This is a genomic window from Nocardia niwae NBRC 108934 = DSM 45340, from assembly GCF_001613465.1.
Lineage (GTDB): Bacteria > Actinomycetota > Actinomycetes > Mycobacteriales > Mycobacteriaceae > Nocardia > Nocardia niwae.
Window position 1 is genome coordinate 438,141 of the sequence record NZ_BDCK01000015.1, and the last position, 19,080, is coordinate 457,220.

Annotated in this window: 5 protein-coding genes; 4 read left to right on the forward strand and 1 reads right to left on the reverse strand. The window is 70.3% G+C overall.

Annotated features, from left to right (window positions below):
- The first annotated feature begins 880 nt into the window (after positions 1-880).
- From lnt to NNI01S_RS05915, 4 genes are all read left to right on the forward strand, one after another.
- Positions 881-2,554: an apolipoprotein N-acyltransferase gene (lnt, locus tag NNI01S_RS05900; RefSeq protein WP_084488514.1), complete on the forward strand. Its 1,674-nt coding sequence runs from the start codon at positions 881-883 to the stop codon at positions 2,552-2,554.
- 377 nt (positions 2,555-2,931) lie between these two features.
- Positions 2,932-16,581: a non-ribosomal peptide synthetase gene (locus tag NNI01S_RS05905; RefSeq protein WP_084488516.1), complete on the forward strand. Its 13,650-nt coding sequence runs from the start codon at positions 2,932-2,934 to the stop codon at positions 16,579-16,581.
- Entirely contained in the window at positions 16,578-17,570 is a 993-nt protein-coding gene (locus tag NNI01S_RS05910) for an ATP-binding cassette domain-containing protein (RefSeq protein ID WP_063018214.1), read from the forward strand. The genes NNI01S_RS05905 and NNI01S_RS05910 overlap by 4 nt, the downstream gene beginning before the upstream one ends.
- An 89-nt stretch (positions 17,571-17,659) precedes the next feature.
- Positions 17,660-18,442, forward strand: coding sequence for an ABC transporter permease (locus NNI01S_RS05915; RefSeq protein WP_063018772.1), 783 nt, complete (start codon positions 17,660-17,662; stop codon positions 18,440-18,442).
- 77 nt (positions 18,443-18,519) lie between these two features.
- On the opposite strand, the gene NNI01S_RS05920 is transcribed toward NNI01S_RS05915, so the two are convergent.
- The gene (locus tag NNI01S_RS05920; protein ID WP_063018216.1) at positions 18,520-18,855 is read right to left on the reverse strand and encodes an RNA polymerase-binding protein RbpA; all 336 of its coding nucleotides are present in this window, start codon (positions 18,853-18,855) and stop codon (positions 18,520-18,522) included.
- Positions 18,856-19,080: the final 225 nt, after the last annotated feature.

A 19,080-nucleotide genomic window follows, 5' to 3' on the forward strand; every position in this document is an offset into this window, starting at 1 on the left:
ACCGAGTGTCCGGCCTGTCCGTCGATCGGCTCGGCGCCGTGCGTTCGCTCGCCCACGCGCGGTGGCGTCCAGCCGGCGGAGAGCCGGCCTCGGCGCCGTGGCGCCCTCTTCCCACCGCGCCATCCGCGTCCAGCGCAGTCCTTGCCATAGCGGCGATTGCGGTCCTGGCAGGTCGGCGGCCGGGCGACTCGCGCTCGGCCATCCCATGCTTGGCCCGTCTTGTGGTCGCGGAGCATCGCCGCCGAACCGGAGGGCTAGTGGATATGGCACTGAGTGTCAGATCGCTGACCGAGCGCGCCAGGGGCCAGGGTGGGCGAGCGGACGATTTCGGTGCGCGACCGTGCACGGGGCATCGGACGAGGCTGTCGCGCCAGGAGGCGGCCGAGCAGGTGAACGCCGGATTCCTTCCGGCTGACGAGCGGCTTCGGATGGCGCGCGAGCTGGTCGTTTGCCGGACGGCGGATCGATGGAATCCGGCGACGGAATGGCTTGCCGACCGGGCGCGATCGCAGGCTGCCGGTTCGCTGCTCGCTGTCGCGGATCGCCGATTCGTCCGGCGAACGGCGGCCGGTACGCCGACTTCGGCGAAAGGGAGGTTAACGATCCGGTGGGGTGCGGCGATATCCGGGTGGACGCCGGATGACTCCGGCGCGGCGGTGACTCGCGGTTTTCGGCCGACACGGGACAACCGGCGCGTCGGCGTCGGCCTACGTTCGCGACATATGCTGCCCACGATTTTTCATGTGACGAACGCCATGGCCGTCCGGCCGCATTCCGCCGACCAACGGCCGGTGGATCGGTCGACGTCGTGCCGACCGGCGCGGGGGCGGTCGGCGGCTGACCGGCGGTCGCCGGTCCGATGGCTGACAGTGGCCGAGTGATGGTGGGAGAGCGAGTGCTCGGCTCGGTGCGGCAGATCGCCGCAGTGGTGCGCGGGCACGAGGTGGCGGCGCGCTCGGCGGCGGCGATCTTCGCGGGGCTGCTGCTGTTCGGCAGCTTCCCGCCGCGGCCGTGGTGGTTTCTCGCCCCGCTGGGCATCGCGATACTGACCCTCACCGTACGCGGTGGTGGTCGGCTGCGGGCGGGGTTCGGGTACGGATTCCTGGCCGGACTGGCCTTTTTCGTTCCGCTGCTGCCGTGGACCGGCATCTACGTCGGTCCGCTTCCGTGGCTGGCGCTGTCCACCGTCTGTGCGCTGTATCTGGGCGTGTTCGGACTGCTCGCCCGGCTCGTCGGCACGTTGCCCGGCTGGCCCCTGTGGGTGGCACTGGCCTGGACCGCGGCCGAGTGGGGCAGATCGAACTTCCCGTTCGGTGGTTTCCCCTGGGGCCGTTTGGCCTTCGGCCAGGCCGACGGCTGGTTTTTGGCGCTGGCGGCGGTCGGCGGAGCGCCGCTGGTCGGGTTCGCGGTGGCGCTGACCGGAACCGGTGCGGCCGCGTTGACGTCCCTGCTCTGGTCGGCCGGTGACGGCCGTCGAACGGCCGATTCCGAGACCGGCGGCACTGCCACGACCGCGGTGCGCAGACACATCCCCGTGACCCGACTCGGGTACGCCGCTGCGGCTTTCACCGTGCTCGTCATGCCGCTGACCGGTCTCCTGCTCCGGTCGGCGCTACCAGATCCGGACAAGGGCGACAGAACGGTCACGGTCGCGGCGATCCAGGGCAGCGTGCCGCGTCTCGGGCTGGATTTCAACGAACAACGGCGGGCGGTGCTGGACAACCATGTGCGGCGCACCGAAGAGCTGGCCGCCGAGGTGGCGGCGGGCCGCGCGCCGCGCCCCGATGTGGTGATCTGGCCGGAGAACTCCTCGGATATCGACCCGTTGCGCAATGCCGATGCGGCCGCCCTGATCACCGCCGCTTCCGAGCGAATCGGCGCACCGATTCTGGTCGGCGCCGTGCTGATCAACCCCGATCGGACCACCACCAACTCGGTGATGGTGTGGAACGGCGCGGATGGCCCCGGTGAGCGGCACGACAAGAAGATCATCCAGCCGTTCGGCGAGTATCTGCCGATGCGCGACTTCTTCCGTCGTTTCTCCGAATACGCCGATCGTGCGGGGTATTTCGTGCCGGGACATGGTGACGGCGTCGTGCGCGCGGCGGGTATCGACATCGGCGTCGCGACGTGCTATGAAGTCGCCTTCGACCGGGCATTCGAGGATGCGATGCGGGCTGGTGCCCAACTGCTCACGGTGCCGACGAACAACGCGACCTTCGGCGACAGCGAGATGACCTATCAGCAATTGGCCATGTCCCGCATCCGTGCCGTCGAGCACGGCAGAGCCCTGGTCGTCGCGGCCACATCGGGTGTCAGCGCAATTATTGCCGCCGACGGCAGCGTGCGGCAGGAAACCGCGTTATTCGTGCCCGCCGCTCTGGTCGCCGAGCTGCCGCTGCGCGAGGACAGTACGCTCGCAACGCGAATAGGGCCCGCACCGGAGCGGGTTTTCGTTATCCTGACGGCTTCGGCCGCGTTGGTGGCGGTCTTCCGGCGGCGCTCCGCGCGCGAAGAGGTCCGAACGGCGCGGCGCGCCGGGGGTAGCCGATAACATTCCCCGCCGAGCCGCCGATAACCGAACGTCAGGTTTGTTCCTCCCCCTACCGCCCCGAAAGTAATGGTGCGGAATTGAGTTGCGCATTGTTCGCCGGACAATGAAGGCGATCTTCGGAGTACCATCGAACGGTCTGGTCAGGACCCGTTTTGGTTCAGCTCGACCTACTTGAGTCGCAATGTTTGCGGAAATGTAACCAACCAAAGTGGCCTTCTGCCAAGGACGTTGGATGTGAAACAAATCCAATACGTCGGCAATCCGGCTGAAGCGATGCTCCGAATCATAGGGCGTGGATCACGTCCTCCGGCTGGCGCGTGCGCTTGCTGGGGCGGTGCTCGGGGAGTTGCGTCAACAGCGGCAGAACGGAGTGATTGATGAGTTCATTGGCCACGGATCGCGTCGACCAATGTTCATCCGGCGAATTCTCGGCTCAACCGTTTGCGCTGTCACCCGCACAGACCGCTCTCTGGTACGCGCAGCGCATCCGGCCCGACGTACCGTTGACGATCTCTCAGTACGTCGAGATACACGGGGACCTGGACGAGGGACGGCTGCTGTACGCGATCGAGCGGTTCGGCGCCGAGACCCAGGTGGGTCAAGTTCGCTTGATGGAAGTGGATGGCACTCCGTATCAGATCGTGGATCCGGTGCATCGGCCGGGATGGGTGCGCATCGACCTGCGCGCAGAGGCCGATCCCTACGCCGCCGCACTGCGCTGGATGCACGAGCACACGAGTTCTCCCATCGACCTGGAACGCGACCCGCTGACCTCCAACGCGGTGCTGCGGATCGGGGACTCCGACTACATCTGGTATTCGTTCGCCCACCACATCGTCATCGACGGCTACGGCGCGATGAACGCGCTCACTCGCACCGCGGAGATCTACACCGCGCTGGAGAACCGGACCGAACCGGTCGCCTCGCGGGCGACGGCCCTGGCCGAGATCTACGCCGACGAGGCGCGCTACCACGAATCCAGCCGCTTCCAGAACGATCGCGACTACTGGCTCGGGCAGTTGTCGGGCGTGGGCGAGCCGGTGAGCCTGGGCGGCGCCCGGCTCGGCGCCACCACGCACGACGCGGGCCGCAGGCTGGCCGCCGCCGTGCTCGACGACGACCACCACGCCGCGATCGAGGCGGCGACCGATGCGTGGAACACCACCGACTCGGCGGTGTTCGTCGCGGCCCTGGCCGCCTACGTCCGATCGGTGACGGGCAACGCGGACGTGGTGCTCAGCCTGCCGGTCTCGGCGCGCACCACAGTGTCGCTGCGCCGCTCGGCGGGCGTGATCTCCAATGTCGTGCCGATCCGGCTGCGCTTCGACGAGACGACCACGATCGGCGACCTGGTGAAGGCGGCCGAGCTGCAGATCACCGGCGCGTTGCGGCACCAGCGCTACCGGCACGACGACATCCGGCGTGACAGCGGCTACTCGCGCGACGCGCGCGGATTCTTCGGCCCGATGATCAACCTGATGCTGTTTCACGACGAGTTGCGATTCGGCAGCTTGGTAGGCTCCATGCACGTGCTGGCCACCGGCCCGGTGGAAGATCTCTCGGTCAACGTCTACAACGGCGCGGGCGGCCGCTTACACGTCGACTTCGAAGCCAATCCCCGGCTCTACGGCGAGGCCGAGGTCGGCGTGCATCACGCGCGCTATCTCGACTTCCTCCGCCGGTTCCTGGCCGCGGAAGCGGGTCTGCCTGCCGAGTCGTTCGGTGCGATCACCCATGCCGAGCGGGAACAGGTACTGCACAGGTGGAACGACACCGGGGCGCCCCGGCAGGAAGGCACGCTCGCGAGCCTGTTCGCGGAGCGCGTGGCCTCCGGCCCGGAGGCGATCGCACTGGAGTTCGGTGACGAGGCGCTGACCTACGGCGAGCTCGACGCGCGCGCCAACCGGCTGGCCCGGTTGCTCATCGCGCGCGGAGCCGGACCCGACACGACGGTCGGGCTGTGCCTGCGCCGCGGGCTCGATCTGGTGGTCGGCATGTACGCGATCGTCAAAGCCGGAGCGGCGTACCTGCCGCTGGACACCGAGCATCCCGCCGAACGGATCGGTCAGATCGTGCGGCAGGCCGAGCCGCTGTGCGTGCTCACGGCGAGCCGCGACGACGTGGAGCTGCCCGCGACGGTCACCCGGCTGGACATCGACACCGCGCGGGTCTCCGGTTTCGACGACGCGCCGATCACCGACGCCGACCGCAGGTGCGCGCTGCGCCCCGACCACCTCGCATACGTCATCTTCACCTCGGGATCGACCGGGAAGCCCAAGGGCGTGGGCGTGACGCACGCCGCGATCGTCAACCGCCTGCGCTGGATGCAGCACGAGTATCCGCTCGACGGCGACGACGCGGTGCTGCAGAAGACGCCGGCCACCTTCGACGTCTCGGTGTGGGAGTTCTTCTGGCCCTTGCAGATCGGCGCGCGCTTGGTGATCGCCGCTCCGGACGGACACCGCGACCCGGCCTACCTCGCCCGGGTCATCGCCGAAAAGAGCATCACCACAGCCCATTTCGTGCCATCCATGCTATCGGTGTTCGTCACCGAGGCCGATCTGCACGGCTGCGCCTGCCTGCACCGGGTTTTCTGCAGCGGTGAGGCGCTGCCCGCGGCCGCCGTGCGGGAATTCTACGCGGCGTTACCCGCCGCCGAACTGCACAATCTGTACGGCCCGACCGAGGCCGCCGTCGACGTCACATATTGGGCCTGCCCGCCCGACTCGAGCGCCGTGCCGATCGGCTCGCCGGTGTGGAACACCCAGACCTATGTGCTGGACGACCGGTTGCGGCCGGTTCCGCCCGGCGTGGTCGGCGAACTGTACCTCGCCGGGGTCCAGCTGGCCCGCGGCTATCTAAGACAGCCGCGGCTGACCGCCGACCGATTCGTCGCCAACCCCTTCACCCCGGGTGCGCGGATGTACCGCACCGGCGACCTGGCGCGCTGGCAGATCGGCCGTTCCGGCTCCGAGCCCGGTGTCCTGGAGTATCTGGGGCGCAGCGACTTCCAAGTCAAGATTCGTGGCTTGCGCATCGAACTGGGCGAGGTCGAGGCCGCTTTGCTCGACGACTCGAGGGTGGCGCGCGCGGTGTGTGTGGCGCACACCGGACGCACCGGCGACGAGCTGGTCGCCTACGTGGTCGCGACGAAGCAGGACGACGACGACACCCGGCTGGACACGGCCGCGCTGCTGACCGCGCTGCGTCGCACGCTGCCCGGCTACATGGTGCCCTCCACGGTGATGGAACTCGACGAGCTGCCGCTGAGCGCCAACGGCAAGATCGATCGCAAAGCGCTGCCCGCTCCCACGCCGGGCACGCGTTCGATCCGGCCGATCGCCGAACCGCGCACCGAGGTGGAGCGGGTGCTGGCGGGCATCTTCGCCGAGGTGCTGGACACCGAGGTCGGCATCGAGGACAACTTCTTCGACCTGGGCGGCAACTCGCTCATCGCCGCACGGGCGGTGTCCCGGATCAACGCCGCGCTCGGTACCGCGCTGACCATCCGGGATCTGTTCGAGGCCTCGACGATCGAGGCGCTCACCCGGCATTTCGCCATGCAGACCACCGATGTCTCCTCGCCGCGCCTGGCGCCGGCCGAGCGGCCGGAGCGGATTCCGCTGTCGCAGGCGCAGCAGCGGCTGTGGATCCTGAACCGGTTCTCCGAGCATGCCGCCGCGTACAACATGCCGCTGGCGGTCGCGGTGGACGGACCGCTGGACGTGGCCGCGTTGCACGCGGGCCTGGTGGACGTCATCGAACGGCACGAGAGCCTGCGCACCACCTTCCCCGAGGCGCCGGAGGGGCCGTTCCAGCTGATCCACCCGGCCGAGGCGATCCCGCTGACGCTCGACCCGATCGACGTCACCGACGCCGACGTGGCGGAACTGGCGACCGAATACGCCGGATACGGCTTCGATCTGCGCAGTCAGGCCCCGATCCGGGTGGCGCTCTACCGTACCGGCCCGCAGCGGCACGTCTTCCTCGTCGTGCTGCACCACATCTGCGGTGACGGCTGGTCCATCGCACCGCTGGCCAAGGACCTCATGGCGGCGGTGGCGGCGCGCGCGAACGGTGTCGCGCCGCAGTGGACGCAACTGCCGGTGCAGTACGCCGACTTCGCGCTCTGGCAGCGCGAACTGCTCGGCGACGAGTCCGATCCGGCCAGCGCGCTCAGCCGCCAGCTCACCCATTGGCACAAGGCCCTGGCCGGACTGCCCGAACAGCTCGATCTGCCGCTGGACCGCCCGCGCCCGCTGCGCCGATCGACCGTCGGCGGCCGGGTCGAATTCACCATTCCGGCCGAGATCCGCCGCGCGGCCATCGAACTCGCGGCCAGCCGAGGCGTGAGCATGTTCATGGTGCTGCACGCCGCGCTGGCGACGCTGCTGTCGCGGCTGTGCGCGAGCGGTGACATCGCGATCGGCACGCCGATCGCGGGCCGTTCCGATCCGGCGCTCGACGATCTGGTCGGCATGTTCGTCAACACTCTCGTGCTGCGCACCGCGGTCGACCCGGCGGCCGGGTTCGACCGGATGCTCGACGTAGTGCGCGAGACCGATCTCAACGCCTTCGCCAACGCCGACGTGCCGTTCGAGCGGCTGGTCGAGGTGGTCAACCCGGAGCGTTCCCCGTCGCGGCACCCGTTGTTCCAGGTGATGCTGTCCTACGACCACGCACCCGACTTGCGGATCGATCTGCCCGGAGTGCGCGCCGAGGTGCTGCCGATCGCCTCCGACATCGCGAAGTTCGATCTGCAGCTCATCGTCCACGACGACTCCGGCGACGGGCCGCTTTCGGCCGAATTCGGTTATACCACAGACGTTTTCGATCAAACCACGGTGCAGTCGTTCGCCCGCAGGTTCATCGCGGTGCTGGCAGGCGGCGTGGCCGCCCCCGAGCTGCCGGTAGGCGACCTGCCGATCCTGGATCGCAGGGAGAACGAGAACCTGGTGCCCATCGGGGGCGCTCCCGCCGAGCCCTCGATCACCCTGGCCACCTTGCTGACCGCCACCGCGCGCCGGCTGCCGGACGCGGTGGCGGTCCGCTATCTGGGCACGGACACCACCTACCGCGAACTCGACGAGCGATCGAACCGGCTGGCGCGCGCCCTGATCGAGCACGGCGCCGGACCCGAGACGGTCGTCGCCATCGCGCTGCCGCGCGGTCTCGACGCGATCACCGCGGTGTGGGCCGTCGCCAAGACCGGCGCCGCCTATGTGCCGATCGACCCGAGTTACCCCGGCGAGCGCATCGCCCACATGATCGGTGACTCCGGCGCGATGCTCGGCCTGACCGATCCGGAATCGTCGGCCGCCATGCCCGCCTGGCCCGCGGCGCGGGGCAAGCACCGCAAGGCCGAGGTCGACTGGCTGGTTCTCGGGTCCGCCGAACTTCGCGCCGAACTCTCCTGCCACACTGCGGATCCGATCACCGACGACGAGCGGCACCATCCGATGCGGGTGAGCCACCCGGCCTACCTCATCTACACCTCCGGGTCCACCGGCACGCCGAAGGCGGTCGTCGTGACCCACGCGGGCATCGCGTCCCTCGCCGGCGAGCAGAACTACCTGTTCGGCATCTCGGACACGGCGCGGACGCTGCACTTCTCCTCGCCCAGCTTCGACGCGTCGGTGCTGGAGATGCTGCTCGGCTTCGCGGCGGGCGCCACGATGGTCATCGCCCCGCCGGGCATGTACGGCGGCGCCGAGCTGGCCGCACTGTTGCGCGAGGAGCGGGTGACCCACGCTTTCATCACGCCCGCCGCGCTGGCCACCGTGCCGAACGAGGGCCTCGACGAGCTGGCGACGGTGATCGTCGGCGGCGACGCCTGCTCGGAGGAACTCGTCGAGACCTGGACCACCGGGCATCGCATGCACAACATGTACGGCCCCTCCGAGGCCACCGTCGCGGCGACCGCGAGCGGGCCGATGGAGCCGGGCCGTCCAGTGCCGCTCGGTTCTCCGGTGCGCGGCATGCGACTGTTCGTGCTGGACAATCGTTTACATCCGGTCCCGCCGGGCACCCCGGGTGAGCTGTACGTATCGGGTCCGGGCGTCGCCCGCGGCTATCACGGACGTTTCGGCCTGACCGCGCAGCGGTTCGTGGCCAACCCGCACGGCAGGCGCGGGGAGCGGATGTACCGCACCGGCGATCTGGTCGTCATGGAGCGGTCCGGGCAGCTGCGGTTCCTCGGGCGCGCGGACGACCAGGTCAAGATCCGCGGTTTCCGCATCGAACTGCGCGAGATCGACAACGTGCTGCGGCTGCATCCCGGCATCCGGTTCGCGCTCACCGTGGTGCACACCGACGAGCACGGCCAGGCGCGGCTGGCGTCGTACGTCACGGCCGACCGGCCCGTCGAGGCGCGGGCCGTGCTGGAGACCGCCCGTGGGCGGCTGCCCGGCTACATGGTGCCCGCATCTGTGGCGGTGCTCGACGAGATCCCGGTCACGCCCGCGGGCAAGCTGGACCGAAAAGCTCTGCCGGAGCCCGAGTTCGCGGTCGCGGGAACGTCCCGTCCGCCGCGCACCGCGCTGGAGCTGGCCGTGGCGGGCGTCTTCGGCGGAGTGCTCGGACGCCCGGTCGTCGGAGCCGAGGACAACTTCTTCGATCTCGGCGGCAACTCGCTGCTGGCCACCCGGCTCGCCGCCGCGCTGCACGCGGAGTTCGGGGTCGAGCTGCCGGTGCGATCGATCTTCGAGGCGCCCACCGTCGCCGGTGTCGCCGGGCAGCTGGACCGAGCGCCCCGGACGCAGCGGCCTGCGCTGGCGGTGCGGACACCGCGTCCGGGGCGTATTCCATTGTCGCTGCCGCAGCAGCGTTTGTGGTTCCTGAACCGATTCGCGCCCGAATCGAGCGCGTACAACATCGCTTTCGTGATCCGTGTCGCCGGCGACCTGGACGTTCCCGCGCTGCGCGAAGCGCTCGGCGACGTCGTGCGGCGGCACGAAGTGCTGCGCACCGTCTTCCCGGAGGACGCCGAAGGCGCGCAGCAGGTGGTGCTGCCGGTCGAGCGGGCGGTGCCGGAGGTGGTGGTCACCGACATCGATGACTCCGGCGCGAAGGCCGCGCTGGACGCCCTGGCGCACAGCGGTTTCGATCTGACCACGCAGCCGCCCCTGCGTCTGTCGCTGCTGCGCACCGCGCCCGAGCGTTACCTGCTCGGCGTGGTGGTGCACCACATCGCCGCAGACGGCTGGTCGCTCGGTCCGCTGACCAGGGACCTGACCGCGGCCTATGCGGCACGGCACGAGGGCGTCGCGCCGGCGTGGACGCCGCTTCCGGTGCAGTACGCCGACTTCGGGCTCTGGCAGCGTGCCTGCCTCGGCTCGGAGGACGATCCGGGCAGCGCGGCGGCGACCCAGCTGGAGTACTGGCGCACCGCGCTGGCCGATATCCCCGACCAGCTGCCGCTGCCCTATGACCGGCCGCGTCCCGCGGAGCCCACGCAGGAGGCCGGGACAGTGCGTTTCACGGTGCCGGAGCGAGTGCAGCGCGGGCTCGCCGCCCTGGCCCGCGAGCAAGGCGTCAGCAAGTTCATGGTGCTGCGTTCGGCGTTCGCGGTGTTGTTGCGGTGCGTCACGGGCGGTCGCGACATCGTGATCGGCACCCCGGTGGCGGGGCGTACCGACACCAAGCTCGACGAGCTGGTTGGCATGTTCGTCAACACGCTCGTGCTGCGCTCCGACGTCGACCCGGACCGCAGTTTCGCCGACCTGCTGCGCGCCGACCGGGACACCGAGCTGTCCGCGATGGCGCACGCCGACATCCCGTTCGAGCGCATTGTGGACGAACTCGGCGCCGACGCCCGCGTCTCGGGCAGGCATCCGCTGTTCCAGGTGGCGCTGAGCGTCCAGGACGGCCCGGTGCCGACATTGGAGCTGCCCGGCCTCGCCCTGCGTGCGGAGGCGCTGGACATCGCGCTGTCGAAGTTCGACCTGGAGCTGCGCGTCGCGAACGACACCGGCGCACCCGGACCGCTCGCCGAGGCGGCGGACAGTGTATTCGAATTCGTCTATGCTGCCGAGCTTTTCGACGCGATGACGATCGAGACGCTGGCGGACCGATTCTTGCGCGTGCTCACCGCCGTCACCGGCGACCCGCGCGTGCTGATCCGGGACGTCGACGCGCGCACCGATCACGAGCGCCGCACACTCGCCCCGGCGCGGGGTGCGCACGCAGGTCCGCCGTGCACGCTGGCCGCGTACTTCACCGCCACCGCGCAGCGGTATCCGATGAACACAGCGCTGTGCGCGGGCACGACGTCATTGACCTACACCGAACTCGACCGGCGCTCGAATCGCCTGGCGCGCGCACTGATCGCGCGTGGACTCGGTCCGGGGACCAGGGTGGCGCTCGGGCTCACCCGCTCGATCGACTCGGTCGTGGCGCTGCTGGCGGCCGCGAAGTCCGGCGCGGCGTTCGTCCCGGTCGACCCGAAATATCCTCCCGACCGCATCCGGCACATGCTGGCCGACTCCGGCTGCACGACCGGCGTCACGGTCACCGCGCACGTGGAGCAGCTGCGCGCGGGCGCCCCGGCAGACCGGGCCACCGACTGGCTGCTGCTGGACCGTCCCGAGTTCGCCGCCGAACTCGACGGCCACGACGACGCGCCGATCCACGACCACGAGCGCTCGCGCACCGTCCAGGTGGCGGATCTGGCCTACCTGGTCTACACCTCGGGATCGACCGGAACGCCCAAGGGCGTCGCGGTGACCCACAGCGGTCTGTCCAACCTGGCCGACGAGGTCCGCGACCGCATCGGTGTCCGGGAGCATTCCCGCACCCTGCACTTCGCGACGCCGAGCTTCGACGCGGCGATCCTGGATCTGTTGATCGCATTGGGCGCGGGCGCGGCGATGGTGATCTGCCCGACCGACATCTACGGCGGCGACGAGCTGGCCGCGCTGATGGAACGCGAGCGGGTCTCGCACGGCTTCATGACACCGGCGGCGCTGGCCACGATCGACCACGAACGCTGGCCGCTACCGCACATGCGCGCGCTCATGGTCGGCGGCGAGGCGGTCGCACCGGATCTGGTGGCGCGCTGGGCGCCGGGACGGGTGATGTGCGATGTGTACGGGCCCACCGAGACCACGGTGGTCATCACGATCTCCGGCCCGATGCGCGCAGGCGATCCGATCACCATCGGCAGCCTCGTGCGGGGCGCACGGGGATTGGTGCTCGACGAGCGGTTGCGGCCGGTCCCGGTCGGCGTTCCCGGCGAGTTGTATCTCGCGGGGCACGGCGTCGCGCGCGGCTACTTCGACCGGTTCGGCCTCACCGCAACCCGTTTCGTGGCCGACCCGTACGGCCCGGCGGGCGCCAGGATGTACCGGACCGGTGACGTGGTGCGCTGGAACGCTTCGGGCGAGCTGGTCTACCTCGGGCGCAGCGACCACCAGGTGAAGCTGCGTGGTTTCCGCGTCGAACTCGGCGAGATCACCGCAGCGCTCGGGGAACATCCGTCGGTGCGATTCGCGCACACCGAAGTGCGCCGCATCGCGGGGGCGGACCGGATCGTCGCCTTCGTGCAGCCCGCCGACCGCGCGGCCGGAGTGGACACCGAGGCGCTGCGCGCCTCCGTCGCTCGGCGGCTGCCCACGCACATGGTGCCCTCCGGTATCACCGTGCTGGACACCATCCCGCTGACTCCGGTCGGCAAGCTGGACATCGCCGCACTGCCCGAACCGCGGTTCGCCGCGGATTCCACCGGTCGTGAGCCGCGAACCCAGAGCGAGCGCTTGGTCGCCGCGGTGATGGGTGAGCTGATCGGGGCCGACGGCGTGTGCGCCGACGACGACTTCTTCGACATCGGCGGGAACTCGCTGCTGGCCACCCAGCTCGTCGCGCGACTGGCCGCGGCGACGAATGTGCGGCTCGCCGTGCGTACCGTGTTCGCCACGCCGACGGTCGCCGGACTGGCCGAGCTGCTGGAGGCGGGCGCCGGGTCGGTCGCGGACCGCCCGGCGCTGGTGCGCCGGGAGCGTCCGGAACGCATCCCGCTGTCGCCCGCCCAGCTGCGGCTGTGGTTCCTCAACCGCTTCAACGCGGGCGGCGGGCCGAGTGCGGGACAGTCGGCGGGCGCCTACAACGTCCCGCTCGTACTGCGCATGACGGGCGACCTGAACGCGGACGCGCTGGTTTCCGCGCTGCACGAGGTGCAGGCCAGGCACGAAACCCTGCGCACGGTGTTCCCGGAGACCGACGGCGCACCCGCCCAGGTCGTGCTCGACCCGGCCGACGCCGCGCTCCCGCTGGCGCGCATAACGGCGCGTCCGGATGAGCTCGAGGCCGTCGTACGGCGGGTCGCCGCACCGGGATTCGATCTGGCCACCGCCGTTCCGATCCGTGCGGCGCTGATCGCGGTTCCGACCGGCGCCGACGAGCCCGCACAGCACGTTCTCGTCGTGGTCGTGCACCACATCGCGATGGACGGCTGGTCGCTCGAGCCGATGGCCGCCGATGTCGCCGTCGCCTACCGCGCGGCGTGCGCAGGCGCCGCGCCGGACTGGGCGGAGCCGGAGGTCCAGTACGCCGACTACACCCTGTGGCAGCAGGAGGTGCTCGGCAGCGAGGACGACCCCGACTCGGCGGTGAACGGGCAGCTGGACTACTGGCGGCAGGCCCTGGACGGCATCCCCGAGTTGCTCACCGTGCCCGCCGACCGGCCGCGGCCACCCACTCCGTCCTACCGGGGCGGCACCGTGGAGTGCACAGTGGACCCGGTCACGCACCGGGAGCTGCTGACGATCGCGGGCAGCAACAATGTCAGCCTGTTCATGGTCCTGCACGCCGCGCTCGCGGTGCTGCTGCACCGGATGACCGCCACCGACGACATCACCGTCGGCACCCCGATCGCGGGCCGCGGCCATCCAGCGCTGGACCGGCTGATCGGCATGTTCGTCAACACGCTCGTGCTGCGCACGCGGATCGACCCGGGCGCCCGGTTCACCGACCTGCTGCACGCGGTGCGCGAAACCGATCTGGACGCATTCGCGCACGCGGACCTGCCGTTCGAGCGGCTGGTGGAGGTGCTCAATCCGGCCAGATCGCAGGCGCACCATCCGATGTTCCAGGTGATGCTCTCGGTTCGCAACGAGCCGGTCGGCGGGCTGGAACTGCCGGGGCTGCGCATCGAGGCCGCCGACCTCGACACCGGGATCGCGAAGTTCGATCTCCAGTTCACGCTGACCGAAACGCAGACCGCGCAGCGGGATGCGGCCGGCATCACCGTGGCGGTGAACTACGCGGCGGATCTGTTCGACGAGCCGACCGCGCAGCGGCTCGGCAAGCGCCTGGCCCGGTTGCTCGCCGCCATCGCCGCGAATCCGACCACCGCGGTGGGCGATCTGGAGCTGCTCGACCCCGACGAGTGGTCCGGGCTGGCCCCGGTGCGCGGGGGCAAACCGGACCGGCCGATCACCTTCCCCGAGGTGTTCGAGCAGGCGGCGAGCGTCGATCGTGCCGCGATCGCCTTGGTCTTCGACGGCACCGAGGTGACCTACGACGCGCTGGATCGCTGGACCAACCGGCTGGCGCGAGTGCTGATCGCCCGCGGGGTAGGCCCGGAAACGCTGGTGGCACTGGGCATCCCGCGATCGATCGAATCCGTGGCGACGGTGCTCGCGGTGGCCAAGGCGGGAGCGGCGTTCGTCCCGGTCGATCCGCTGTACCCGCAGCAGCGCATCGCGCACATGCTGTCGGATTCCGGTGCCGCGCTGGGCATCACGCTCTCGGATTATCGCGGTGAGTTGCCCGAGGACACGGAATGGATCGTGCTCGACGATCCGGTGTTCCGCGCCTCGGTGCTGGACGCCTCGGACGCGCCCGTCGCCGATACCGAGCGGCTCGCTCCGCTGCGGATCGACAACCCGGCGTACGTGATCTACACCTCCGGCTCGACCGGAACGCCCAAGGGCGTGATGGTCACCCACGGCGGACTGTCGAACTTCGCCGCCGAGACCGCCCACCGGTTCGACGTGCAGCCGGGGTGCCGGGTGCTGCACTTCGCCACCCCGAGCTTCGACGCGGCGATGCTGGACCTGCTGCTGTCCCTCGGCGGCGCGGCGACTCTGGTGATCACGCCCGGCGGCGTGGTGGGCGGTGACGAACTGCGGGAGGTCTTCGCCGAAGAGCGGATCACCCACGCTTTCATCACCACCTCCGCCCTCGGCACGGTCGACCCGCAGGGGCTGCCGGAGTTGCAGCACGTGCTGGTCGGCGGCGAGGCGCTGCCGCCGGACCTGGTGACCCGGTGGGCGCCCGGCCGCAACCTGTACAACGTCTACGGTCCGACCGAGACCACCATCGTCACGGTCATCTCGCAGCCGATGGCGCCCGGCGAGCCGATCACCATCGGCGGACCCATCCGTGGCGTCAACGCGGCGATCCTCGACGCGCGGCTGCACCCGGCTCCGCTCGGGGTGACCGGCGAACTGCACCTGGCCGGTGACGCGCTGGCCCGCGGCTACCTGAACCGTCCGGGCCTGACCGCGCAGCGCTTCGTCGCCAACCCGTTCGGCAAACCAGGGGAGCGGATGTACCGCACCGGCGATCTGGTGCGCTGGTGGGCCGGGCAGCGCGAACACGGGGCGTCGGCCGATGCCGCGCCGGAGATCGAATACGTCGGCCGCACCGACCACCAGGTCAAGATCCGCGGCTTCCGCATCGAACTCGGCGAGATCGACGCCGCGCTCGCCCGCCACGGCGCGGTGGCGTTCTCGACCACCATCGGACATCGCACTCCGGCCGGCGCGACGGCGCTGGTGTCGTACGTGAAGGCGCGCGAGGGAGTGACGCTCACCGCGGCCGAGTTGACCGGCCACCTGGCCGGGCTGGTGCCGAACTACATGGTGCCGCAATCGATCATGCTGCTCGAGGAGGTGCCGCTGAGCCCGGTGGGCAAGCTGGATCGCGCGAAGCTGCCGGAGCCGGTGTTCACCGGGGGCGAGGGCTACCGGGCCCCGTCCACCCCGACGGAGGAGGCGCTGTGCGCGGCCTTCGCCGAGGTGCTCGGCGTGGAGTCGGTAGGCGCGGACGACGGCTTCTTCGAACTCGGCGGCAACTCGTTGCTGGCCACCAAGGTCGTGGCGCACGTCAGGGAGTCGGGGCTCGACCTGCCGGTGCAGTTGATGTTCGGCGACGCGACGCCCGCGGCGATCGCGGCGCGGCTGGACGGGGTGGACTCGACTTCGGGCGCCGCGGTGGCGGCGATGCTGGCGCCGGTGCTGCCGATCCGGCCGAGCACCGGGGCCGGCCGGGCGCCGTTGTTCTGCGTGCATCCGGCGATCGGATTGGCGTGGTGCTACTCGGGGTTGCTCGCGCACCTCCCAGCGGACCGGCCGGTCTACGGCTTGCAGGCTCCGCACGTCGCGGGGCAGGACGGTCACGCGACGATCGGCGAGGCCGCGCGTCACTACGTGGCCGCGATCAAGCGGATCCAGCCGGAGGGCCCCTACCACCTGCTCGGCTGGTCGCTCGGCGGTCTGATCGCGCAGGAGATGGCGGTGCAGCTGCAGGAGGCAGGCGACGAGGTCGCGCTGCTGTCGATGATGGACAGCTACCGGCTGTCCGACGAGTTGCTCGACCAGGCGACCCCGAGCGTGGCCGAGATCGTCGGCGAGTTCGGCAGCGACGAACTCGGCGCGGAGATCGACCCGGACATGAGTCTGCGGGAGGCCGCCGAGTTGCTGCGCGCCCGGTCCGGGCCGTTCGCCGCGCTGACCGTCGAGCATCTGGAGCGGCTCTACGCGGGCTACCACAACGGCACCGTGCTCGCGCACAGCTTCCGGCCGCGTCCGTTCGACGGCGACCTGTTGTTCTTCACCGCGGGCGACGACCCGATCAACCGGGCCGATCCCGATCGGTGCGCCGACGCCTGGCAGCCGTACGTCACCGGTGCCGTCCACGATTACGAGCTGCGCTGCGCGCACTCCGCGATGACCACGCCGGACGCACTGGCGGTGATCGGGCCGGTGCTGCGCAGGTGGCTGGAGACGAAGGAGACGCACAGGTGAGCTTCGCGGTAGAGGTGACCGGCCTGGTGAAGAATTACGGCCGGGCCCGCGTCCTGGACGAGATCGACCTACGCATCCCCACCGGCACCGTGATGGGCCTGCTCGGCCCGAACGGCGCGGGCAAGACGACGACCGTGCGGATCGTCACCACGCTGCTGAAGCCCTCCGCCGGGTCGGTGCGGGTGGCGGGCGTCGACGTGCTGCGCGATCCCTCGGCGGCGCGCAAGCGGATCGGCCTGTCCGGCCAGTACGCCGCCGTCGATGCCAACCTGTCCGGCTACGAGAACCTGCGCATGGTGGCCCGGCTGTACGGGATGTCCCCGCGCCAGGCGACCGCTCGGGCCACCGAACTGCTCGGCGCGCTCGGGCTCGACTACGCCGCGCACCGCAGGGCGGGGACCTACTCCGGCGGCATGGCCAGGCGGCTCGACCTCGCGGGCGCGCTGGTCGCCCGGCCCCCCGTGGTGGTGCTGGACGAGCCGACCACGGGCTTGGACCCGCGCGGCAGGCTGGACATGTGGCGGGTGATCGGCGACCTCGTGGACGACGGGACCACGGTGCTGCTCACCACGCAGTATCTGGAAGAGGCGGACCTGCTGGCCGACCGCATCACCGTCATCGACCACGGGCGGGTCATCGCGCGCGGTTCGGCCGACGAGCTGAAGACCTCGATCGGCGGTGACCGGCTCACTGTCACCCTGGCCGCCGGGCAGGCGGCCGAGCCCGCGCTGGCCGTGCTGGCGCAGGTCGGCGTCGGCGAGCCCGGCCACGAGGCGGGCACCGACGAGGTGTCGGTGGTGGTCGGCGACGGTTCGCGCACCATGGTGGAGGCGCTGCGCAGGCTCGACGACGCGGGCGTCTGCGTGGTCGACGCGAACGTGCACCGGCCGAGCCTCGACGACGTATTCCTTTCCCTCACCGGCAAGCCGGGCGGAACGTCCGTCGCGGAGCCGGAGACCGATGACGTACAAGAGGAGATCATGTCGTGAGTACGGCAATGGTGGGGGAGGCAGCCCCGAAGGCGGAGCCGCAGCCGAGAAAAGCCGCGGCGCAGCCGGGTTCCGCTCCCCGGCTGCGGTTGTTCCGGGACAGCGCGATCGTGGCCCATCGCAATCTGCTGACCATCCTGCGCGTGCCCACGCTGCTGGTGACCGCGACGATCCAGCCGCTGATGTTCGTGTTCCTGTTCGCCTACATCTTCGGCGCCTCGCTGGGCGGCGGCCAGTACCGCGAATTCCTGCTCGCCGGCATCTTCACCCAGACGGTGGCGTTCAACGCCGCGTTCACCACGGTGGGACTGGCCGGAGACCTGCAGAAGGGCATCATCGACCGGATGCGAGCGCTGCCGATGTCGCGGCTGGCGGTGCTGATGGGCCGCACGCTGTCGGACCTCGTGGTCAACATCCTCAGCCTGGCGGTGATGGTGGGGTGCGGGTACGTGGTCGGGTGGCGCATCCACGGCAGCGTCGCCGACGCCGTGCTGGCGTTCGCCGTGATCCTGCTGTTCGCGTTCGCGATGTCCTGGGTCGGCGCGCTGACCGGCTTGCTGTCACCAACTGTGGAGGTGGCGCAGAGCGCCGGGCTGATCTGGCTGTTCCCCCTGACATTCATCTCCTCGGCGTTCATCTCGGCCGAGACTCTGCCCGGCCCGCTGCGCACGATCGCCGAATGGAATCCGATCACCGCGGTCTCGGCAGCGGGGCGCAAGCTGTTCGACAACGATTCGCCGCCCACGTTCGTCCCGCCCAGCGGCTGGGCCGCCGACCACTGCGTCGAATATGCGGCGGCCTGCTCGGTGGCGATCCTCGCGGTGGCCGTGCCGCTGGCGCTACTGCGCTACCGCAAGGTGGCCAGCCGATGACCGGCGTGCGCTGACCCGAACAGCGAACGGCCGCCGCATCGAACGATGCGGCGGCCGTTTTCGTGCGGCGCGAACCGTCAGGCGCGGCGGCGGGTCTTGAGCAGTTCGAGGCGCTCCTTGAGCAACTCCTCGAGCTCATCCTTGCTGCGGCGCTCCAGCAGCATGTCCCAGTGCGTGCGCGGCGGCTTGACCTTCTTGGTCTCCTGGGTGGTGCCCTCGATCAGCACGCCCTCCTGGCCGTTGCGGCACAGCCAGGTCGGCGGGATCTCGGCGTCGTCGGCGAAGGGAACGTCGAATTCCTCGCCGTTGTCGGTCCGGTACCGGGCGATCCGACGCGGAGCCAGGTCGTGGTCGCGATCGGTCTCGTAGCTCACCGCTCCGAGCCGACTGCCTCGGAGTACGCGATCTGCCATGGTGTGCCTCTCCCTGTGTGCTCGAGTCTTCGTGCGCTGCGACCGTGTCCGCACGAATGCGCGGGGCATCCGCCGGACCTGATGTACAACGATCGGGCCTGCGCCGATAGTTCCCGACGCGGCCGCGGTGAACCGTTCCATTGTAGTGCCCACCCCGCGCCGGCCTCGCCACGCCCGATGCGGGGCGATTCTTCGGGGGTCGCTGAGCGGATCGCGAGTCACGGG

Bases quoted from the DNA above. Each gene is read 5' to 3' on its own strand.
- lnt (WP_084488514.1), top strand. From the start codon at position 881: ATGGTGGGAGAGCGAGTGCTCGGCTCGGTGCGGCAGATCGCCGCAGTG.
- NNI01S_RS05905 (WP_084488516.1), top strand. From the start codon at position 2,932: ATGAGTTCATTGGCCACGGATCGCGTCGACCAATGTTCATCCGGCGAA.
- NNI01S_RS05920 (WP_063018216.1), bottom strand. From the start codon at position 18,855: ATGGCAGATCGCGTACTCCGAGGCAGTCGGCTCGGAGCGGTGAGCTAC.